Here is a 20096-nt window from a genome sequence, read left to right as displayed (position 1 = left end):
GTGCTCAGTTTTAAATTAAACACGCAGATTTTATTTCTAAAAGGTGATCTTTTAATGAATCAAGTTCGCCAAATGCGTGGAAATGCTTCATCCAAATCAAACCAATATTGCCTTAATCTGGCGCGAATTGCTGCAAAGGCGTCATGGCAATGTCGAACATCATCGCCTAAAAAACGTGCACTGATAACATCACCCAATAAGGTTAACCTTACAGGCATATCCATTCGCATCATCAACTCACGAATTAAATCGATATGTGCCTCTAAATAAATGTTTGCTCGAAATTTTTCGGGAGGAACTGCCCATAAACTCCCCATAACGGCATGATTATTCATGCCTAGACAAGAACTTAGCCAACGATCATTGCCTTTAAAACTCAGTGTGTCTGCCACCAGTAATTGCTGATTTCGCCATAATTTAAAATGACTGTGATAAGCACCAGATTGGAATTTTTCATCTCGAGCTTGTCGACCAATCACCAACATATCCCAACCGATAAAGCTTGCTGTCTGATCAAGCTGAATCAAGGTTTCTGAGTGAGCATTGGCACCATCAAATAACATGGTTTCTTGAGGAAGCCATTCAAATACAGCATTGTGTTTAACTGAGATATGGATATGTTGATAAGCTTGTTTGCCATTGGTCCGATACCATTTACCAGCACCAGGGGTTGTGACTAAGGCATGGGCAGCAGCATCTACATTGATCTCAAATGTTAAATGATCACCACCTGCAATACCCGCAGGCGGATGGACAATAATCGCATGACAAATTCCAGTTTTTTCTGGCCACAGCATCTTTTGCACACGTACAGGTCCAAAATGTCTACGATGCGCCAATACCGTTCGCTCAGTTTGAACCTGAAAACCCAATTCGAGTTTGGCATACCAAAGGCGCTGATCAGGAAGATGTTCCACTAAACTTATCATGACCGCCTTTATAAATTGATATCCGCAATTAAGCACTTAAACATTAAGCCAAACCAATAACCGCAACGATTGCAGCCAAAGTACCAATAATTTTCTTGCCATATGGAACGTACTTTTTGATAAAAGCACCAATACCTAATCCACCTACATAGATCAATGCCATTGCTGTCACCATACCTAAAATCAGTAAGCTAGCATGACCTGATTGGCCTAATTCAGTTCCGTGTGCAACACCGTGAAAACTTGCCAATAAAACCGCTGCAATAGGTAAAATTTGATTTGATTTTGTCCAAAGCGCTATAGCCAATAAAACCAATGACGCAATAATGCCGTACTCAGCAACTGCTGCTGGAATAAATCCTTGGCTACCGATCATAAAGCCAATCACCATCGCTACAGCTAATCCAATCAAGCCGAAAAGCTTCCAGCGTTGATTTGCCGTCCACATCAATACACCAAATGCGATTGCCATCATCAAATGATCTAAACCTGTAAATGGATGAATAAAGCCTGCCCAAAAACCGCTATGGTGATCATGTCCAGGGTGAGCTAAAGCCAATACAGGTAAATATGCAGCACATGCCATCAGACTGTGTTTTAAAAAACGCATTCAAATTCTCCTTTGATTATTTTTCAATTCAAATAGTTACAATTATTTTTAATATCGCGACTAGGCTTTAATCTCTGTGCTAAGCTTTAAATAAGCCTTGTTTCTCAATAAACTCAATAATTTGCTTTAAACCATCTTGAGTTTTCATATTTGAAAATAGAAAAGGTTTGTCACCACGCATGCGTTTTGCATCTTGATCCATCACATCGAGATTTGCACCGACCATTGGGGCTAAATCTGTTTTGTTTATAATCAATAAATCCGACTTGGTAATGCCGGGACCACCTTTACGTGGGATCTTTTCACCACCCGCAACATCAATCACATAAAGGGTTAAATCAGATAATTCGGGACTAAAGGTAGCGGCTAGATTATCTCCACCACTTTCGATAATAATCAGCTCTAAACCATCAAATTTTTCACAAAGATCATCGATTGCAGCCAAGTTAATTGAAGCATCTTCACGAATTGCAGTATGTGGACAACCACCTGTCTCAACACCAACTATACGTTCTGGTGACATCGCTTCATGACGAGTTAAAAAATTAGAATCTTCTTTGGTATAGATATCGTTGGTCACAACCGCCATATTATATTTGTTGCGTAAAGCAAGGCATAAATTCAAGGTTAATGCTGTTTTACCTGAACCAACAGGACCACCTATTCCAACACGTAAAGGGCTACGTTCTGTCATCATTTTTTCCTTTTCTATGCTTCATTCTCAATAAAAAATAGCGAATGAAAGGTGTCATTTATGATCTGAATAATCGTGAATATAAAGTTTCATGCGACATACTTAACATCGCATAATTGGGCAAAGCACTACTTAACTCATCATCTTCTAAGGCCAAGGCACGCACTACGGCTTGAGGAATTAAGCCATGTAAGTGCCACAAAATTCTTTGACCGCTCATTTGCCCTAAAGGGACAGTTTTAACCGCACCTAGCACTTGGTTCTCTAAAACAGTAAAGCTATATGCCGTCAGTACATCCACCAGATTAAGTTTTAATGTCCCACATAAATGTGCGTAAACTGGTACAAAACCAAACTGCTTTTTAATCTCAGGTTGCTGTTTTAAAACATCACGAATCCAAGCATTCATAGAAAATGCCAACTGCTGAGATTCAGCACGTAATTCTTTTGACTCGCGGCTTGCTTTATAAAAGTTAGCCCAATTTAAAAATTCTGCTTCGTCTAAATAATGTTGCATCAGACGTTTTAAAACGGGTAGTTCAAACCTAACCAGCAACATTTCCAGTACTTCTTCAAAATAAGCAATACTGCTTGCTTCATCATGAATCAAGCCTTGATCAATCGCACTTTCCACCCCTTGCGAATAACAATATGCACCTATCGGTAAAGCTGTCGATGACAGGGTCAATAGACTTAATAGTTGCGATGCGTTAGTGATGGACATGATGTAAAGCCTTAATCGGGCTTAAACGATGATCATGCTGATGTTGTGCATATGCCCCACTTTCAGGTTCAAATGGATGTTCAACTTCATCTACTGTCAGCCCTAAACCTTGGATCATTTCTGCAAGGACATGATCAGGTTCAAAATAAAGTGCAGTTGGGGTAAGCATTAACGGAACATGGCGATTTCCCAGATGATATGCAGCTTTAAGTAAGTCAAAACTATGCAGCGCCGAAACTTGCATTAATTTTTCAGCTTTGGCATCTACACGTAACACTTCACCTTGTTCAGTTGCAATATAAGAACCACTACGCAAAATGCCTGTACGTGGTAAATCCGCACCAATATCGCGCCCATTATTTAAAGTTGCACGAAAACGGCTCTTTTGCCGAGTATCAAAAGTCAATTCAATACTTTCAGCCTCAATGTTTGACTCTATATGGTCTAGACGTTGCGTATAAATTTTCATACTGATCCACTTATCTATGGCACTTGATTTAAAATGTTCCAAATTGATGCCAAAATTTTATTCATAAATATCGGTTTGCATTAAATTAAAGCATTTATCATGCCAGTTTTTAGAATCGTAAGAATTCAAAATGCATCATATTTAGAACGCTAACCTAAAACCGGAGTTCAAATTTACATGAGCGAGATTTCAATAAAAAATCAGGACAATTAAACGTTACAAAATAAAACCATAATAAAATTATGTGTATTTCACAAAAGCTTGAAATAACACACTTTTGATCAACTAAAATTCTCATTGACAATTTGCGACTAACAGCGCAATGTGTTATCAATGAATAAATAATCAGACAAAAAAGGGAGAAACTTATAATGGCTTATCAACACATCCTTCTTGCTGTAGATGACTCTCCTATTTCTTATGCTGCACTTGAACATGCAGAAAAACTTGCACTTGCTTTTAACTGTAAAATTACTGTGATGAGTGTGATCGCAGTTGATCCTTTTAAAGGCGTCGATTTTTATAAAATAGCGCCTGCTGTAACTCAATATTTATTTGAAGCTGAAAAAAATGCTTTAGCACGTTTAAAAGATATTCAAGAAACTTTAGTTCACCATGGTGTAACGACAGTAGATACCAAAGTGGTGCGTGAAGTTCCTCCTGCTACTGGAATTTTAGATGTTGCAGATGAACTCAATGTGGACCTTATTGTGATGGGTTCCCATGGACGTACTGGTCTGAAGAAATTCTTCTTAGGGAGTGTTGCACAAGAAGTGTTGTCTATTTCTCCACTGCCTGTGTTGATTATTAAATCTACCCAAGAAGAAGCTTAATTTTTATTTGAAATGTTAATTAAAAAGGTGTGATTATGACTTATCAAAATATTCTTGTCCCAGTTGACGGTTCTGACATTTCTTTTTCTGCATTAAAACATGCTGCTGCGATTGCAAAAGCCTTTGGAAGTAAAGTCACTGCGATCAGTGTCGTTGCTGAAGACCCTTTTGCTGCTGCTGATTTTTACTATTCGCCAGATATGTTAAAAGATTACATTCAAGAAGCAATTAAAAATGCGGAAGAAGGTTTGAGCAAAGCCAAACAATTGGCTGAACAGCAAGGTGTTCAAATTGATACACAAGTCGTGAGAGACTCGGTTGCAGCTGAAACCATCATTAAAACTGCTGAATCATTACATACAGATTTAATTATCATGGGATCACATGGGCGTAAAGGCTTCCAAAAGTTTTTCTTAGGCAGCTTTGCGCAAGATGTACTGGGTCAAACCAAACTCCCTGTATTGATTGTCAAACAGTGATTGATTAAATTACCAAATAAATAAAACCCAGTTTAGCTGGGTTTTATTTATGCAATGTCCATATCAGAGATAACTTGGGAAACTATTAAACTGCGATAACTTTGACTAAAATGGTTTGAGATTCTTCAAAATCATCAAAAATTTGCTTACGGCTAAGTTCTTTGGACTTTACTTTAAAATTATGATTTTGATAGTGAATGATCTCAGGTATTTGATCAAAATAATTTCCTTCGGCTTCAATACTTTCTTCAAATAAGGCTGTGCCAAGCTGATATTCTCTACTTTTTAAGACAACATACTTAACAGTCGTTTTCATCATTCGCACTCCATTTTCATATGCACTTTATTTTTATTTATATCACTTTTTGACGCATTTGAAATATAAAAATTCATCATATTGCATAGTAATTCTACAATTGGCCTAAAAAAGGAAAACCCACCTGTTGAGAAGTGGGTTGACTGCATATTTACAGACTTTACGCTGATTATTCTTTTAACTTTCTGTGGTTGTTATTTGATGCTTATTCTTGGTTTTTGTTGTTTGTGCCGTCATTATGGCAAATAAATATGACAAGCTTATTTCAACTCAGCGTTCTTTTGATTAATTTTGTCTCTGATAAACTATGTAGAGCTAACATCATGATTTATATTTAAAAATATTAAAATAATAATTAACTTCACGACTCGATATGCTTATTTTTTATTTGGTTTTCTTGCAAATTTTCTCAATTCACTTATAGTTAAATTATTGAATATAAATAATTAATTTAGAGTCATACCAATGCTTTTAAAACAATGTTGTGATCTGCTTGAAAGAAAGAATTTAACAGTCGCATTTATTGAAAGTGCAAGTTCTGGTTATTTATCCAGCCAATTTTCGATCTATAAAAATAGTGGTGCAGATATTTTATTAGGTGGCTTAGTCAGTTACGACCCTTCTATTAAAATTTCAATTTTACAGATAGATCCATCCCTCATCGAAAAATATAGCGCTGAATCAGTTGAAGTCACTAAAGTGATGGCAATTCAAGGGAAAAAGCTCTTTAGCGCTGCAGATATCGTTGTCAGTTGTACAGGCTTACTTAAACCTGGTGGTAGTGCTAGTATTGAAAAACCAGAAGGTACTTTTTTTATCTCAATCCATTATCAAAACACATTGTCGAATTTTAAATATTTTATTGAAGGTGAGCCGTTGACTCGTTTAAATCAATTAACTGAAAATGTAGCAAAAGAAATATTAAAAATCTTAAATTTTGTTTAAGATTTATGCTATGCCTTAACTGAAATACAAATTACTGAAATATTTAATTCACTTTTTAACTAAAAAGCGGTAAATTTTACATAGATTATCAACATATCAATAACACAAATGAACTTATTAGGAAGCGGTATGAAACTTCAATTTGCGGTAATTTCTTCTTTAGCATGTTTAACTTTGGCAGGTTGTGCTGGCTCTTATCCAGAAAGAGTTGTTACAAAAGGCCCTTTAATCTGTGAAGCAAATGAAGTTTGCCCTGAACTTTCTATGCGTTGGAAAGATGAAATCCGTGATGGCTTTAAAATCACAGCAGAAATTAACAATCCAACAAAATATGATATTACCCAATTTGTCTTCTTAGTGGATGGTCAGCCATATACATATTCAACCATTAACACGACACAATATGCGGGTACAGTTTCATCAAACTCGATTAATGTTCCTGTCAGCTTTCTTAACTCATTCCGTAATGGTAAAGAAATTTCACTTAAATTGGTAACCAATCAGGGTGATGTTGAACGTTCAATCTTAAAGGCAGATGGTCAACAGTCTTCTGCGTATCTGACGTTCTTAAAAGGTTATACAGGCCAAATTGTTACTCAATAAGACTGAGCAGCATAGATATAAAAAACCAGACAAAATGTCTGGTTTTTTTAACTCAAAATCTTTAACTTATGAAATTTACTCTAATAATTAAAGGTATTTCAAAACTAAAATACCTTCTCTTATCTGAAATATATTTGCTATTTAGGTTCAATTGGTGCAAATGGTGCAACCACATCAGCATTTTGTGCACGGTGACGCATAAAATGATCCATCAATACAATGGCAAGCATGGCTTCAGCAATAGGTGTCGCACGCACGCCTACACAAGGATCATGACGACCTTTGGTGAGTACATCTGTATCTTCACGATCAAGATTGATGGTTTTTCCTGGTGTAGTAATACTTGCGGTTGGTTTTAACGCAATCGCTACACGGATGGTTTGGCCTGAAGAAATACCACCGAGAATACCACCTGCATGATTGGCTAAAAACCCATCTGTGCTAAGTTCATCACGGGTTTCATGACCAAATTGTTCTGCAACTGCAAAACCATCTCCAATTTCAACACCTTTCACCGCATTGATTGACATCATGGCATGAGCAATATCAGCATCTAAACGATCAAATACGGGTTCACCCCAACCTACAGGTACTTTTTCTGCAAGAATCTCAAGCTTTGCACCACAACTGGTACCCTGTTCACGTAATGATGTCACCAGCGCTTCAAAACGTGGAACTGCATTGACATCACCACAGAAAAACGGATTATTCGGGACTTCATTCCAATCTAAAGCTTGTGCTTTTTCTGTACCAATTTGCGTCACATGACCACGAATCACTATCGCAAATTTTTCAAAAAGAAATTTCTTTGCAATCGCACCCGCTGCCACACGCATCGCCGTTTCACGTGCACTTGAACGACCGCCACCACGATAATCACGGAAACCATACTTTTGCGTATAAGTATAATCCGCATGGCCTGGCCGGAAAGTTTGCGCAATATTGCCATAATCTTTAGATTTTTGATCTGTATTACGGATCAATAAACCAATTGAAGTTCCTGTCGTTTTACCTTCAAAAACTCCAGAAATGATTTCAACCTCATCTGGCTCTTTACGTTGAGTGGCAAACTTAGACGTTCCCGGTTTACGACGATCTAAATCAATTTGTAAATCTTCAGCAGATAATTCAAGACCCGGTGGCACACCGTCAACAATTGCCATCAAGCCTACGCCGTGAGATTCACCACAAGTCGTTACACGGAAGAGTTGTCCAATACTGTTACCTGCCATGCTTACGACTCCTTAAGCTTGAATAGATTGAATAAATAAATCACGGAATGTACGACATTGTTCAGCAGTCAAAGCAAAAATACCTGTACCGCCTTTTTGGAACTGTAACCAGTAAAAATCAATCGTATTAAAATTCTGTTTCATTGCCCATTCTGAGTTACCCACTTCAATTACGATTAAACCGTCTTCAGTTAAATAATCAGCAGCTTGAGCCAACATTTTTCGAACTAAATCCAAACCATCTTGGCCTGCTGCTAAAGCAAGTTCAGGTTCATGATGGAATTCATCTGGAAGATCAGCCATATCTTCGGCATCCACATAGGGTGGATTTGAAACGATCAAATCATATTGATTTTCAGCTGGAATTTTGGCAAACAAATCAGACTCAAGCAAAGCCACCTGATATTGCTTATTGTGATGCTCCGCATTAATAGAAGCCACTTCTAATGCTTCTTTAGAAATATCAGTTGCATCTACTTCTGAATCAGGGAATGCATATGCCAACGCGATCGCAATACAACCTGAACCCGTACACATATCTAAGATACGCTGTGGTGTTTTTGGATTTGGGTTTTCAGGTAAATTATTCACGCCTGCACGAGTTTGCCCATTTTCATCTAAACAATAAGGTGCAAAACGGTTTTCGATCAATTCAGCAATCGGTGAACGAGGAATTAACACACGCTCATCAACATAGAATGGCTTACCAAAGAAATAAGAGAGGTTAAGTAAATAAGAGGTTGGAATTCTTTCATTTACACGACGTTCGAGTAAATTTAAAAACTCAGCTTTTTCACTTGGCAATAATTTTGAATCTAAAATTTCAGCATCCGCCTTCCATTCTAAAGAAAGCGTTTGTAAAACCAAGGCAGAACTTTCTGCGAAATAATCTTCTGTACCTTGACCCAAATGTGCATCGTATTGACGTAAAGCTGTAACCCCAAAACGAATAAAATCACGAATTGTTGATAGGTTTTCAGCAGCTTCCTGTAAATGTTCAGGGCTAATAGTCGGTCGATCCACTTAAGGTTTCTCCAAGGTCATATTTTTAAACGCCTTATGATACCTTGTTTTGCATGACATTTATAATGCTTTACGACAATTTACTTAGCAATTATTTTATGGCGCAATAAAGCATTATAAACGATAGCTTTGTTTCTCTAACATATTGGCTCTATTGACTGTTTGTTTGAGGGCACAATTGTAATACTTCATTTTATAATCATCAGAAACTGATTTATTTGACTCATCACACTGCTGATCTCGAAGTTTAAACCATTGTTTCTGATATTTCTTTTGAGCTTTCTGTTGCTTGTCTGTATACAGATCCAGCGTCTGTTTAAATAATGATTTCAAACGATCATCTTGCTTACTCAACTCAGTTTTCATACAGCTGGCAAGTGTTGCCGAGCTTGAACCTGCCGAATTCATACAGCTTAAATAGTCTGAGCTATAACCGATCGCCTGCGTGTGCATCGGCAATAATACAACTAAACTGATACCCCAATACTTTAAATACATCCAATTCCCCTATCCCAAAATCATTATTTTAATCCAAAGAACTCAGGCACTGATTGTCAACAATCGCCTATGCAAAAGAGTGTAAAAGATTTGAAACTAAATACAATCATTGCAGATAAATTATTGTTAAAACTTGATTTAAAACAATCACCACTGTGAAAAATCTCGCCGGCTATTGACTGATTGATGTGACTACACCATTTTTTAATGAAATTAAGCCTAGTTCTGGATAATACAAAAGCTCGTCTTTACCTCTATTTGAGCTAAACGAACGTTTCTTTTCAGGAGCTCCCCAACGGTCGTTTTAATCACTTGATCTCCAGACATTCCGACTTTCGGCTCACGTGTGGATTTCCATTGTTCATATTTTTGACGATCAGTTAACGATTTTTGAGAGTAATTGATATTATTTTTAGCCACTGTACCAGCACAAGGTTTACTTTGATATACGGTATTTCCTTTATATACACAGGTATAAACTTCAGCTAAAGTTGTAGGGATATAAAATAACAGCCAAAGTCCTAAAATTTGTTTCACAATGCACCTAATTTTTTAGATTTATTTTCAAGCCTATTATTGTATATTTTTAAAACAAATCAATGCGCTTGGTTATAAAATATAAACTTATTTGTGGCAAAATTGCTGAGATTGAGCGCTTAACTTGAAATTGGGTCATTTCACCTTTATATATACAACAAGTTTTTAAATATTTATGAATTTAGTCAATTTATGAGCTACAAACATAATAACCTCATGGCAATGCGTCAGTCATGGTGGGATGATGAATCCACTCCAAATGTTAAAATTGAAAAGCAATTTTTTCAACAAACACTCACTGAACAAGGTGTTTACGAAGCGCCTTCTCTAGACGATGTAAAATATTTTTTCTTTAGCTTGCCCAGCATTATCATTGTTAAGGGCTATGCGCTTGGCTTTACCAATCAAAGTGTTAAAGATCTGATCATCAATTACATTGCTTCAAATAAGCAAGGTTTAATACTCCGGAAAGAGCTTAAAATCCAATTTAGAATGTAAATTTTAATATTGCTTAGGCTATTTTGATGGAATTAATTTTAATTCTCCCATTCAGCGAATTGAACTGTTTAAATACAGTCATTCCATGTAATATTCCTTACAATTAGTCATCTTTTTATCTTTTCGAATCTCTTATAAAGGATTTTATCTTCATGTCAGATCAGAACGAAAAGCTCAAACAGTTAAAAACCTCATCAATGGATCGTCGCTTATCAATTGCAAAAGCATCATTATTGGCAGGTACACGCTGGGCAGCTTCAAGTGCGAGTTCAATCTTTTCAAGTGAAGAAGAAAAAGAAAAAAAACGTAAACAAGCTATGAAAGAACAAGCCAATTACCTTGTTCAAGAAATTGGCAAGCTAAAAGGCTCAATTGTTAAAATCGGTCAAATGATGGCGCTTTATGGCGAGCATTTTTTACCTGAAGAAATTACTCAAGCATTAAACACCCTCAATAATCAAACAGTTGCCCTTGCATGGCCTGCGATTAAAGAGCAATTGGTCAGCCAATTGGGTTCAAAACTTAACGATCTCACCATTGATCATGAACCGATTGGTACGGCTTCGCTGGCTCAGGTTCACCGCGCAACACGTAAGTCAGATGGATTAGAGCTGGTTCTTAAAATCCAATATCCAGGTGTAGCTGATGCCATAGACTCAGATATGAGCCTATTTCGAAATATGCTTAAATTGACACGTATGGTGCCACAAACCCGTGAGTTCGATCAGTGGTTTGATGAAGTGCGTGAAATGATGCATCGTGAAGTTGATTATAAAGTTGAAGCGGCAACAACCCGTCGTTTTGGCCAGCGACTTAAAGAAGATCCACGTTATGGTGTGCCACAAATTATTGATGACTATTGTACCAATCAAGTCCTTTGTATGACCTTTGAACGTGGTGTACCCATCAACAGCCCTGTCATGCTGTCTTTACCACAAGAGCGACGTAATCTTTTAGGTGAAGCATCACTTGAAATCGCAGTTCGTGAATTGTTTGAGTGGGGCGAAATGCAAACCGACCCGAACTTTGGCAATTACCTTGTTCGCTTGGGCAATGGTGAAGAGATAAAAGATAAAATTATTTTGTTAGATTTTGGCGCTATACGTCAGTTCGATGACCAATTACTTCGCGTAGCTTGTAATTTAATCAAAGCGGGTTATAACCACGATGCTGAAGCAATGGTCAATGCGATGTCGGGCTATGAGTTCTTTGATGCAATGCCTTTAAGCATTAAACCCGATATGGCAAAAGTATTTTTATTGGCAACAGAAGCATTTAGTACACCTTTAAATAATCCAGATTTACCTGCTGGGGTGATGGATCAACATAACCGTTATGACTGGAAAAAAAGCCAGCTACATAGCCGTGTGATGCAACGTGCTTCAAAATCAATGGCTTCACGTTATTTCAGTATTCCACCAAAAGAATTTATGTTTATCAGTCGTAAATTTATTGGTGCTTATACATTTATGACGGTGATTGAAGCAAAGACCAATGTTCGTAAAATGATTGTACCTTTTGTTTAATCTTTTTAGTTTTCATACTGACTAAACGAGATTGTAAAAGTTTTAAAAATGTCACTTTTACCAATACCCAACAAATGTTGGGTTTTTTTATTTAAAAATAAACAATAAAAATCAGAATATTAATAACAAATATATCATCTACTCAACCATTCATCTAAGGTCAATCACTTTGTCAGCTTTGACATAGTTTTTTATTTTTATGCATGTCAGGATTATTGTATACCGACACTAAAATACAGGGACTTCGGCATGACCAATATGGTAAATAAAGCTCAAGGTTTGGGTTTAAATCTAATTACTAAAATTGCAGGTAGTGACTTACTTGATCAGTTTAAGTTGCGTAAATTTATTGAAAGATCTCTTTATCAAGGTTCTAAAGCAGGTTTTAAAACCTTAAGCGCAACTCAAAAAGCATTTAAATCAGATTCAAATGTAACTAAACAACGTCTACCCAATCAGCAAAAGTCCCTATTTGATCTGAGTTTGACTGAAGAGCAGCAAATGACGGTGGATGCCATGGATCAATTTGCTTCCGAAGTACTTTATCAATTGGCTCATCAAGCGGATCACGACGAAAAGTTTCCAGCTGAGCTTTGGCAACACAGTACCGATTTAGGTCTAAATTACTATGCACTACCTGAAGCTTTAGGTGGTGTCGCATCTGAAAAAAATATTGTGAGTAATATTTTAATTGCTGAACGCTTGGCTAAAGGTGATTTCTCACTTGCTGCAGGTCTGCTCTCTACTTTTAGTGTCATCAATGCAATCACGCAATGGGGTTCTGAAAAAGTTCAATCTGTTTATTTAGCAAATTTTGCCAATGATACTGATATTCAAGCCACTTTTGCAGTACAAGAAGCAACCCCTGCATTTAATCCATTACGTTTAAAAACTAAAGCAACTGCCAACAATGAACAATTCAGCATTACTGGAGAAAAAACTTTAGTGCTATTGGGTGCAACAGCGGATTTATTCCTTGTTAGTGCTGACTTTAAGGGTCAAGCGGACGTTTTCGTTGTAAAGCGAGATCCAAGTATTACAGTGAAAAAATCACCGGCAATGGGTTTAAAAGCAACTGAAACGGTAACTTTGAAGTTTGACAATACCCCTGCCCAACGTCTAGGTGACGACGATTTTAATTACCCTGCATTTTTAGATTTAGGCAATCTAATGTGGTGTGCAATGGCTGTTGGTAGCTGTGAAGCGGTTAAAGATTACAGTATCAAATATGCCAATGAACGTACTGCATTTGGTGAACCTATCTCACACCGTCAAAGTGTGGCATTTATGATCGCAGATATGGCGATTGAAATTGATGCAATGCGTATGTTGATTTTAAATGCTGCCAGTCTTGCAGAAGCAGGACAACCCTTCCATAGAGAAGCGTATTTAGCCCGTCTACTTTGTGCAGAAAAATCCATGAAAATTGGTACAGATGGTGTGCAAATTTTAGGTGGACATGGTTTTACTAAGGAACATCCCGCTGAGCGTTGGTACCGCGACTTACGTGCAACAGCTGTTCTACATTCTGGCTTACACGCTTAACTTAGAAGATAAAGGATAAAAATCATGAATTTACAAAATCCAAAAAAATTCCAAATGCTTTTAGATCAAGCACACGAAACTGCATTAAATGTTTTACGCCCAATTTCTCGTAAATACGACAAAGCGGAACATGCCTATCCTAAAGAACTCGATATGCTGGCTTCTTTACTGGATGGTATGAATGACGGTGGTGATGGGCTCAATGCTGGCGCTGCAATTAATAAACGTGGCGATATCGACAGTAATAATAAAAATGGCACCAATATGTCGACTGCCTTGGGTGTAATCGAAATGTGTTATGGCGATACCGGCCTATTGCTGACCATGCCTCGTCAAGGGCTGGGCAATTCTGCGATTGCGGCAGTCGCCAATGATGAACAGCTTGAGCGTTTTAAGGGGACATGGGCTGCGATGGCCATTACTGAACCTGGTTGTGGTTCTGACTCTGCTGCGATTCGCACAACCGCAACCAAAGATGGTGATGACTACATTCTGAACGGTGAAAAAATATTTGTCACCTCTGGGGAACGTGCTGACTCAGTTGTGGTTTGGGCAACTTTAGATAAGAAATTGGGCCGTGCTGCAATTAAATCTTTTGTTGTGCCTAAAGGTACACCTGGAATGAAAGTTGAACGCCTTGAACATAAACTTGGTATTAAGGCATCGGATACAGCGGCAATCAGTTTTATTGACTGCCGTGTCCCAGGAGCAAATTTACTGGGTAATGCAGAAATTGATGTAGCCAAAGGTTTTGCGGGCGTGATGGAAACCTTTGATAATACCCGCCCACTTGTTGCTGCCATGGCAGTGGGCTGTGCCAAAGCATCTTTAGAACGTATTAAAGACATCTTTAAAGATGAACTAGATCCCGACTATGCAACTCCATATTTGCAAACATCCAATTTGGCTGCACAAATCTATCGGATGGAAGCAGAATGGGAAGCTGCACGCTTACTCACCATAAAAGCCACATGGATGGCAGATAACAAAAAACCAAACTCTCGCGAAGCTTCTATCGCTAAAGCTAAAGCTGGGCGTATTTGTAATGAAATCACGTTAAAATGTGTAGAGCTGGCTGCCAGTGTGGGTTATAACGAAGATGAATTGTTAGAAAAATGGGCCCGTGATTCAAAAATACTAGATATTTTTGAGGGAACGCAACAGATTCAACAGCTGATTATTGCCCGTCGAGAATTGGGTAAATCTTCGAGTGAATTAAAATAGTGTTGCAGTAAAACTTGTAAATTTACTTATTTATCACTATTCAATTGCTAAAGTTTTGATCAGTTGAATTTTTAACTGATCACAAAAGGTAGAATTTTTGTTATAAAAATTCTACCTTTTTTATTTCATTTACTTATGTACCAAATTAGAACGATACAAATACAAGATAATCCGTCGATCGCACAAGTCATTCGTGAAGTATCTAAAGAATTTGGCTTAGCACCTGAATCAGGCTTTGCTGTAGCCGACCCGATCCTGGATGATTTATATCAGGTATATGCTCAACCCAATGCCCAATATTGGGTTATTGAGGATGCAAATGGTCACGTTGTTGGTGGCGGAGGTCTTTCACCATTACAAGGTGATGCAACTGTTTTAGAGATTCAAAAGATGTATTTTTTGCCTGAACTTCGTGGTTTAGGATTTGCTAAGAAAATTTTGGAAAAGTGTTTTGAATTTGCTCAACAACAAGGCTTTCAGTCTTGTTATTTAGAAACCACTCAAGATTTATGGCAAGCCATTAAACTCTATGAAAAGTTAGGCTTTGAGCATTTATCACAACCTAAAGGTAATACTGGTCATAGTCATGTTTGTGAAGTTTGGATGCTTAAAACATTGCTTTAATGCGTCATAAGTTTGTTCAATTCACTTTGGTCGTATTTTCATTACTTTCAGGACATAACACAATGTTATTATGGTCTAAATCACTCGAAATTTTGAGTGATATTTCAATGCGAATTAAAAAAATGGATGATTGGCAAAACAGTCATTGAAATTGCTTAATGGTGATTTACAATGAAAAAGTTTAGATAATTTAATTTTTATGCGTAGAACATCATCATTTATGAGTATTGTGTGAAATTAAGGGAATGTATAAACAATGTTGTATTTGGAAGATTTAAATATTGGTGATCATTTTAAAAGTCGTGAGTACGAAATGACTTTGGATGAGGTTTTAGAGTTTGCACATAAGTATGATCCGCAAGTTTTCCATACTGATGCTGAAAAAGCCAAAGATCACCCGATTTTTAAAGGACTTGCTGCAAGTGGATGGCATACCTCTGCAGTCACCATGCGTCTTTGGACAGAATGCTTCCCTGTTGCTTATGGCTTAATTGGTTCAGAATCAAGTTTAAGATGGCCAAAACCCACGCGTGTGGGCGATAAAATACATGTTGATGTCGAAATTGTATCTATCCAGCCCTCTAAAACCAAAAATGATCGTGCAATTGTGACCTATGTAACACAAGCAAAAAATCAAGATGATGATGTATTGCTGATTTCAACCACTAAAATTGTGGTATTTAAACGCAATTTTGATGCACATTAATCCTAAATTTGTCTTACAATATTTAAGGGTTTTTCCATATCATGACAATATGATTAAACAAGTAAAAACAATGTTCAGAGCAATGGAAAGCACATGAAAACAGTCTCAGCTCGCCAAGATCAGGGAATTCCTGGTGTTTATGGACTATTATTATTAGATATTGTTTCTCGTTGGGGATATAGCGCTGAAACACTGTTCGCACCCTTTAATTTTACCAGCGAACAGTTAGCAGATCCTGAGTGTCGGATTCCGACACCACTTGCCAATGAATTGATTAAACACGCATTAAAACTTACAGGTGAAAGCACCTTAGGCTTTCATCTCGGTACACAAATGCGTATTTCAATCCATGGCTTTATTGGTTATGCCATCATGACAGCACACGATATTACCGATGCGCTTGTCTTAGCCAACCGCTTTATCCAGTTGCGTATGCCCTTTCTACAATTGTATTTTTCTACTTTTGGTGAAAAAGCCACACTTCAATTGCAATGTGATATCGAAATCGAACCTTTGCGCACAGAAATTGTGATGGGGCTAACCTTTGGTATTATGACCATGGCAAAAGCTTTGACTGGTATTGATTATTTGCATGGCGATATCGACTTTGATTTTCCCAAGCCTGATGGTTTTGACAAATACATCGAGAAACTGGCAAAGCAATACAATATGCGTTTTGAACAGCCACATCTCATTGCAAGTTTTGACAAATCCTACTTGGGCTTAAAAATGGTCAATGCTGACCCGATTGCCAGTCAAATTGCGATTAATCAATGTGAAGCAGAACTTTCAGCTTTGGGTGAAAGACGCCGCTTGGCGATGCGTGTACGTGATATCTTGACTCATTCGGAACAGCATTATTTAAGTATTGAAAATGTCGCAGATCGTCTGCATATGTCAGACCGTACATTAAAGCGTCAGTTGGCTGCAGAAGGTACTTCTTTCTCTACACTGGTAGATGAAGTACGTTATCGCCATGCCACATCGTTACTGTCACGTACTGACTATACACTGGAACAAATTGCAGATGAACTCGGATATAGTGATGTTGCAAACTTTAGTCGTGCATTTAAACGCTGGAGTGGTCGTAGCCCAAGTAGTTGGCGCAAAGACCCATACTTATAATGTGATTTATCACAATTATTTGTTTCGATGAATAAGTTTATCAGTATCTCTGCTTTCTGTTTTGATTAAAAAACCTGTATAACTCGTGCCAAAAATAAATTGATTAATGGAGTCATTATGAATCATCCTTCAGATTTGAAATATGCAGCTACACATGAATGGGTAAAAATTGAAGGTGATCTTGTGATTACTGGTATTTCTGACCATGCTCAAGATGCTTTAGGCGACTTAGTCTACGTTGAAGCGCCTGAAGTAGGTAGCCATGTGGTTGCTGGCGCTCAGGCAGGTGTAGTTGAATCCGTTAAAACAGCATCTGATATTCATGCGCCTGTTTCGGGTGAAGTTGTAGAAGTGAATACTGCACTCGAAGATGATCCAGATTTTGTGAATGACGACCCGTATGGCAAAGGCTGGATTTATAAAATTAAACCAGACAATATTGCAGATGTTGAAAAGTTACTCAGCAATAGCGAATATGAAGCTGGGCTTTAATTTTTAAAATCCTAATGCTTAAACACAAAAAGATCAGATGAGTCTGATCTTTTTTGTTTTTAAAATTTGATTAAAATTATTTTTTTAAATCAAGGCGAGTAAGAATAGGTCTACTTTCTCCTATAGTATGGCAACCATTAATCCAACCTTGAATTACAGTTTGGCTATGAAAAGCAGATAAAAGTGCAGCATACACTTCTTTGAATAATGGATGAGTTTTTCTTAATACTACTTGATTTGCTATTTGACATCCCTCACCTGTCGCTACATTAGCTTTCAATTCAATAATTATATCTGTTCCGTAATCATGTACGACTAATCCACTTATTTTTGTGGGTGAGAATGGGCTATTTGCAAATACAGAATTGCAAAATAGTAGATTAAAGCATAATGCTATAAGTATATTTTTCATGTGTTGACCAATTTTTATATTTTAAATTATTATAACAAGAATGATCCAATTATCAATTTATACTATAAAATATAATCATATTTTTATCTGAGTTAAAAAATGAATAAATATGATGAAAAAGTTATTCGGGCTTTTCAAACAGAATCTACCATTAGAGTATATCAAGCTTTTTCTAATAAATTAGCCTCATTAGCAATTAGAAATAAATCACTTAAGGATAATCCTCATTTCAAAATGACTAGAATGACATGGATAAAGCCTTCATTTCTTTGGATGATGTATCGCGCTGGTTGGGGACATAAAGATAATAAGCAACAAAAAATTTTAGCAATAGATATATCAAAAGATGGCTTCGACTGGGCATTAAGTCATAGTTGTTCAAGCCATAAGCCTATAGCAATTAAAGAAGATGAATGGAATATAGTTAAATCCAAAACTCCTGTAAGAATACAATGGGATCCTGAACGAAATTTATTATTAGAACCTTTAAAATACAGAGCTATTCAGATCGGTCTAAGTGGAATTGCAGTTGAACATTACATCAATAAATGGGTAACTGATATCATTGATATAACAGAAGAAGCAAAAGAAATCTCTAATTTAGTAGTAGAGCATAAATTTAAGGAAGCAAGCTTATTACTTCCTAATGAAAGTATTTATATTCCAGATCAAACTATTGATGTGGCTAAACTTTAATTCCTAAGATCTTAAATTGTTCATCGGCAAATCCTCTTAGTGTTGGGTCTGGATCATTAAGAAATTGATTCAGATATTCCAAAGCTTTGGGACAAGAAATATTTCTTCCGAATCCAAAGAAAGCCCTTCTTGCAATTGATCTCTCCTCAAAACCTACTAAATATTGGGGTACAAATATTATAGCTTCATATAAAAAATCAATATATTCACAACTCTCTTGCCTAGAAAATGTATCAATAATGTTTTCATGCTCATGGTGCCATTCACTAAAGTATATTTTTTTAATAAAAGAAAATAATTCTGATTCCAGTTTTCTACCATCTCTAAATAAATAGCCCATTCCTATCGCCAATGCAAACTCTTCTTTATTGTCATTAGCTAATTTGAATAAATCAGCCCCAAATGTTTGATTATTCTCAATATCTAAATCAAGTATTTTTTTAAACCTATATTCACTAATTCTCCCAAAAGCATAATTTTCGATCGCAGTTTTTTGCTCTACACTTAAACTCATAACACAACTCCTAAAATTATCTTGGAACTTCTCTGAATCTTATAATATTTTGATAAAATGAATCTACAAATACTTAGTTAAATTAATTTATACTTATAAATCAAGTATTAAATATTGATGTTTTTATAATTTATCCAAGGGGTACAAATTTGTAATATCAACTTCATCTAATTCGACTTTTATTCTATAAAAATCAAAATATACATTGAGATAATTGTCTTTAAAACCTGATATCTCAACCAACTTACTTGAACTGGAATAATAAAATTTTATCGTAGATTTAGAAGGTATATCGTAAATCAATATCCATGGCTCAATTACCAAGACAACATTACTCTTGGAATTGTTTGTGTAAGAAAAAACATTATATTCCATAATAATCACCCTAATCCTATTCTTAAAAATTATATTAACCACGTGTTCCATATTCACTTTTTTAAAATTACTAAAACTTTGTTTAATTGTTGAGTAATTTGGCTTTCATCATTCATATATTCACCACCTCCAGGTCTATATGATGCTAAAAATAAAATTGTTTCAGTAATTAATTCATCTTTAATAATTAAATTTTCCAAAAGAACTTCAATCTCTTGAGTGTTTTTAAGTGAGATATCATCTTTGTTAACAAACTTTTCAATTTTATCAATTAATTGATTGTAATCCATATTATTACTTAACCCACGAATTAACAAATACAGGAATTCAGTTTCTAGCCACTTTTATTTAGTCTTCTTAAATTATTTTTTTAATATTGACTCAATAAACGGTAAAAGCACTAAAAAAAATAAAATAAAAACAGAAGAATAATTAATTTTTTTAACTACCACCCTGTCTTCAACGTA

General features: G+C 36.3%; 26 protein-coding genes. 13 read left to right on the top strand and 13 right to left on the bottom strand.

Annotation, left to right across the window (positions count from 1 at the left end; all coding sequences use genetic code 11):
- Positions 1-59 precede the first annotated feature (59 nt).
- From F981_RS07880 to ureE, 5 genes are all read right to left on the bottom strand, one after another.
- Complete coding sequence (locus F981_RS07880; protein WP_004720296.1) at positions 60-929, bottom strand: urease accessory protein UreD; 870 nt, start codon at positions 927-929, stop codon at positions 60-62.
- A 43-nt stretch (positions 930-972) separates the two neighbouring features.
- Positions 973-1539 carry a HupE/UreJ family protein gene (locus F981_RS07875; RefSeq protein WP_004720294.1) on the bottom strand — a complete coding sequence of 189 codons (567 nt, stop codon included), beginning with the start codon at positions 1537-1539 and terminating at the stop codon, positions 973-975.
- Between the two features lie 79 nt (positions 1540-1618).
- Positions 1619-2233, bottom strand: a complete 615-nt coding sequence (gene ureG / locus F981_RS07870) for an urease accessory protein UreG (RefSeq protein WP_004720292.1) — start codon at positions 2231-2233, stop codon at positions 1619-1621.
- Between the two features lie 58 nt (positions 2234-2291).
- Complete coding sequence (locus F981_RS07865) at positions 2292-2957, bottom strand: urease accessory protein UreF (protein ID WP_004720290.1); 666 nt, start codon at positions 2955-2957, stop codon at positions 2292-2294.
- Positions 2944-3426 (bottom strand): urease accessory protein UreE, encoded by a 483-nt coding sequence (gene ureE, locus F981_RS07860; protein ID WP_004720288.1) that lies wholly within the window; start codon positions 3424-3426, stop codon positions 2944-2946. The genes F981_RS07865 and ureE overlap by 14 nt, the downstream gene beginning before the upstream one ends.
- A gap of 371 nt (positions 3427-3797) precedes the next feature.
- Between ureE and F981_RS07855 the strand changes: the two genes are divergently transcribed.
- Complete coding sequence (locus F981_RS07855) at positions 3798-4259, top strand: universal stress protein (RefSeq protein ID WP_004720286.1); 462 nt, start codon at positions 3798-3800, stop codon at positions 4257-4259.
- A gap of 35 nt (positions 4260-4294) precedes the next feature.
- A complete protein-coding gene (locus tag F981_RS07850; protein ID WP_004720284.1) occupies positions 4295-4738 on the top strand; it encodes a universal stress protein in 444 nt (147 codons plus the stop codon).
- An 85-nt stretch (positions 4739-4823) separates the two neighbouring features.
- On the opposite strand, the gene F981_RS07845 is transcribed toward F981_RS07850, so the two are convergent.
- Positions 4824-5054, bottom strand: coding sequence for a hypothetical protein (locus F981_RS07845; RefSeq protein ID WP_035372252.1), 231 nt, complete (start codon positions 5052-5054; stop codon positions 4824-4826).
- Between the two features lie 465 nt (positions 5055-5519).
- Between F981_RS07845 and F981_RS07840 the strand changes: the two genes are divergently transcribed.
- Together F981_RS07840 and F981_RS07835 are read left to right on the top strand one after the other, a co-directional pair.
- Positions 5520-5999, top strand: a complete 480-nt coding sequence (locus F981_RS07840) for a CinA family protein (RefSeq protein WP_004720280.1) — start codon at positions 5520-5522, stop codon at positions 5997-5999.
- Positions 6000-6128: 129 nt separating this feature from the next.
- Positions 6129-6602 (top strand): hypothetical protein, encoded by a 474-nt coding sequence (locus F981_RS07835; RefSeq protein WP_004720279.1) that lies wholly within the window; start codon positions 6129-6131, stop codon positions 6600-6602.
- Between the two features lie 137 nt (positions 6603-6739).
- Here F981_RS07835 and aroC read toward each other — a convergent pair whose 3' ends face one another.
- The 4 genes from aroC to F981_RS07815 all read right to left on the bottom strand — a co-directional run bounded on the left by aroC (position 6740) and on the right by F981_RS07815 (position 9892).
- Positions 6740-7834 carry a chorismate synthase gene (gene aroC / locus F981_RS07830; RefSeq protein ID WP_004720277.1) on the bottom strand — a complete coding sequence of 365 codons (1095 nt, stop codon included), beginning with the start codon at positions 7832-7834 and terminating at the stop codon, positions 6740-6742.
- Positions 7835-7846: 12 nt separating this feature from the next.
- The gene (prmB, locus tag F981_RS07825; RefSeq protein ID WP_004720275.1) at positions 7847-8857 is read right to left on the bottom strand and encodes a 50S ribosomal protein L3 N(5)-glutamine methyltransferase; all 1011 of its coding nucleotides are present in this window, start codon (positions 8855-8857) and stop codon (positions 7847-7849) included.
- A gap of 114 nt (positions 8858-8971) precedes the next feature.
- A complete protein-coding gene (locus tag F981_RS07820) occupies positions 8972-9355 on the bottom strand; it encodes a lysozyme inhibitor LprI family protein (RefSeq protein WP_004720273.1) in 384 nt (127 codons plus the stop codon).
- Between the two features lie 219 nt (positions 9356-9574).
- Positions 9575-9892 (bottom strand): DUF4124 domain-containing protein, encoded by a 318-nt coding sequence (locus F981_RS07815; RefSeq protein ID WP_004720271.1) that lies wholly within the window; start codon positions 9890-9892, stop codon positions 9575-9577.
- Positions 9893-10084: 192 nt separating this feature from the next.
- Here F981_RS07815 and F981_RS07810 point away from each other — a divergent pair, with 192 nt between their 5' ends.
- The 8 genes from F981_RS07810 (at position 10085) to gcvH (ending at position 17632) form a co-directional block, all read left to right on the top strand.
- Positions 10085-10390 (top strand): hypothetical protein, encoded by a 306-nt coding sequence (locus F981_RS07810; RefSeq protein ID WP_004720270.1) that lies wholly within the window; start codon positions 10085-10087, stop codon positions 10388-10390.
- Positions 10391-10542: 152 nt separating this feature from the next.
- Positions 10543-11916: an ABC1 kinase family protein gene (locus F981_RS07805; protein WP_004720267.1), complete on the top strand. Its 1374-nt coding sequence runs from the start codon at positions 10543-10545 to the stop codon at positions 11914-11916.
- A 258-nt stretch (positions 11917-12174) separates the two neighbouring features.
- Positions 12175-13461, top strand: a complete 1287-nt coding sequence (locus F981_RS07800) for an acyl-CoA dehydrogenase family protein (protein ID WP_171066942.1) — start codon at positions 12175-12177, stop codon at positions 13459-13461.
- A 24-nt stretch (positions 13462-13485) separates the two neighbouring features.
- Positions 13486-14685 (top strand): acyl-CoA dehydrogenase family protein, encoded by a 1200-nt coding sequence (locus tag F981_RS07795; RefSeq protein ID WP_004720264.1) that lies wholly within the window; start codon positions 13486-13488, stop codon positions 14683-14685.
- A gap of 135 nt (positions 14686-14820) precedes the next feature.
- Positions 14821-15309, top strand: a complete 489-nt coding sequence (locus tag F981_RS07790) for a GNAT family N-acetyltransferase (RefSeq protein WP_004720262.1) — start codon at positions 14821-14823, stop codon at positions 15307-15309.
- Between the two features lie 256 nt (positions 15310-15565).
- On the top strand, positions 15566-16015 hold the full coding sequence (locus tag F981_RS07785; RefSeq protein ID WP_004720258.1) for a MaoC family dehydratase: 450 nt from the start codon (positions 15566-15568) through the stop codon (positions 16013-16015).
- 93 nt (positions 16016-16108) lie between these two features.
- Complete coding sequence (locus tag F981_RS07780) at positions 16109-17140, top strand: AraC family transcriptional regulator (protein ID WP_004720255.1); 1032 nt, start codon at positions 16109-16111, stop codon at positions 17138-17140.
- A gap of 117 nt (positions 17141-17257) precedes the next feature.
- Positions 17258-17632, top strand: coding sequence for a glycine cleavage system protein GcvH (gene gcvH, locus F981_RS07775; protein WP_004720254.1), 375 nt, complete (start codon positions 17258-17260; stop codon positions 17630-17632).
- Between the two features lie 76 nt (positions 17633-17708).
- Here the strand turns inward: gcvH and F981_RS07770 are convergent, their stop codons facing one another.
- Positions 17709-18044 carry a hypothetical protein gene (locus tag F981_RS07770; protein ID WP_004720251.1) on the bottom strand — a complete coding sequence of 112 codons (336 nt, stop codon included), beginning with the start codon at positions 18042-18044 and terminating at the stop codon, positions 17709-17711.
- Between the two features lie 99 nt (positions 18045-18143).
- Here F981_RS07770 and F981_RS07765 point away from each other — a divergent pair, with 99 nt between their 5' ends.
- The gene (locus tag F981_RS07765; RefSeq protein WP_004720246.1) at positions 18144-18740 is read left to right on the top strand and encodes a DUF4291 domain-containing protein; all 597 of its coding nucleotides are present in this window, start codon (positions 18144-18146) and stop codon (positions 18738-18740) included.
- Here the strand turns inward: F981_RS07765 and F981_RS07760 are convergent.
- Both F981_RS07760 and F981_RS07750 read right to left on the bottom strand, forming a co-directional pair.
- Positions 18730-19254 (bottom strand): hypothetical protein, encoded by a 525-nt coding sequence (locus tag F981_RS07760; protein ID WP_004720244.1) that lies wholly within the window; start codon positions 19252-19254, stop codon positions 18730-18732. The genes F981_RS07765 and F981_RS07760 overlap by 11 nt on opposite strands.
- Positions 19255-19682: 428 nt before the next feature.
- Positions 19683-19919: a hypothetical protein gene (locus F981_RS07750; protein ID WP_016539584.1), complete on the bottom strand. Its 237-nt coding sequence runs from the start codon at positions 19917-19919 to the stop codon at positions 19683-19685.
- Positions 19920-20096: the final 177 nt, after the last annotated feature.

The sequence above is a fragment of the Acinetobacter guillouiae CIP 63.46 genome (assembly GCF_000368145.1).
Taxonomy (GTDB): domain Bacteria; phylum Pseudomonadota; class Gammaproteobacteria; order Pseudomonadales; family Moraxellaceae; genus Acinetobacter; species Acinetobacter guillouiae.
The sequence above is the reverse complement of the archived record's forward strand: the minus strand, read 5'-3'. Positions and strand labels throughout refer to the sequence as shown.

Coding starts and splice junctions, on each gene's coding strand:
- F981_RS07785 (WP_004720258.1), top strand. CDS start 15,566: ATGTTGTATTTGGAAGATTTAAATATTGGTGATCATTTTAAAAGTCGT.
- ureE (WP_004720288.1), bottom strand. CDS start 3,426: ATGAAAATTTATACGCAACGTCTAGACCATATAGAGTCAAACATTGAG.
- gcvH (WP_004720254.1), top strand. CDS start 17,258: ATGAATCATCCTTCAGATTTGAAATATGCAGCTACACATGAATGGGTA.
- F981_RS07855 (WP_004720286.1), top strand. CDS start 3,798: ATGGCTTATCAACACATCCTTCTTGCTGTAGATGACTCTCCTATTTCT.
- F981_RS07770 (WP_004720251.1), bottom strand. CDS start 18,044: ATGAAAAATATACTTATAGCATTATGCTTTAATCTACTATTTTGCAAT.
- F981_RS07805 (WP_004720267.1), top strand. CDS start 10,543: ATGTCAGATCAGAACGAAAAGCTCAAACAGTTAAAAACCTCATCAATG.
- F981_RS07750 (WP_016539584.1), bottom strand. CDS start 19,919: ATGGATTACAATCAATTAATTGATAAAATTGAAAAGTTTGTTAACAAA.
- F981_RS07835 (WP_004720279.1), top strand. CDS start 6,129: ATGAAACTTCAATTTGCGGTAATTTCTTCTTTAGCATGTTTAACTTTG.
- F981_RS07850 (WP_004720284.1), top strand. CDS start 4,295: ATGACTTATCAAAATATTCTTGTCCCAGTTGACGGTTCTGACATTTCT.
- F981_RS07765 (WP_004720246.1), top strand. CDS start 18,144: ATGAATAAATATGATGAAAAAGTTATTCGGGCTTTTCAAACAGAATCT.
- aroC (WP_004720277.1), bottom strand. CDS start 7,834: ATGGCAGGTAACAGTATTGGACAACTCTTCCGTGTAACGACTTGTGGT.
- F981_RS07810 (WP_004720270.1), top strand. CDS start 10,085: ATGAGCTACAAACATAATAACCTCATGGCAATGCGTCAGTCATGGTGG.
- F981_RS07865 (WP_004720290.1), bottom strand. CDS start 2,957: ATGTCCATCACTAACGCATCGCAACTATTAAGTCTATTGACCCTGTCA.
- F981_RS07875 (WP_004720294.1), bottom strand. CDS start 1,539: ATGCGTTTTTTAAAACACAGTCTGATGGCATGTGCTGCATATTTACCT.
- F981_RS07760 (WP_004720244.1), bottom strand. CDS start 19,254: ATGAGTTTAAGTGTAGAGCAAAAAACTGCGATCGAAAATTATGCTTTT.
- F981_RS07800 (WP_171066942.1), top strand. CDS start 12,175: ATGGTAAATAAAGCTCAAGGTTTGGGTTTAAATCTAATTACTAAAATT.
- F981_RS07880 (WP_004720296.1), bottom strand. CDS start 929: ATGATAAGTTTAGTGGAACATCTTCCTGATCAGCGCCTTTGGTATGCC.
- F981_RS07780 (WP_004720255.1), top strand. CDS start 16,109: ATGAAAACAGTCTCAGCTCGCCAAGATCAGGGAATTCCTGGTGTTTAT.
- F981_RS07790 (WP_004720262.1), top strand. CDS start 14,821: ATGTACCAAATTAGAACGATACAAATACAAGATAATCCGTCGATCGCA.
- ureG (WP_004720292.1), bottom strand. CDS start 2,233: ATGACAGAACGTAGCCCTTTACGTGTTGGAATAGGTGGTCCTGTTGGT.
- F981_RS07795 (WP_004720264.1), top strand. CDS start 13,486: ATGAATTTACAAAATCCAAAAAAATTCCAAATGCTTTTAGATCAAGCA.
- F981_RS07845 (WP_035372252.1), bottom strand. CDS start 5,054: ATGAAAACGACTGTTAAGTATGTTGTCTTAAAAAGTAGAGAATATCAG.
- F981_RS07840 (WP_004720280.1), top strand. CDS start 5,520: ATGCTTTTAAAACAATGTTGTGATCTGCTTGAAAGAAAGAATTTAACA.
- F981_RS07820 (WP_004720273.1), bottom strand. CDS start 9,355: ATGTATTTAAAGTATTGGGGTATCAGTTTAGTTGTATTATTGCCGATG.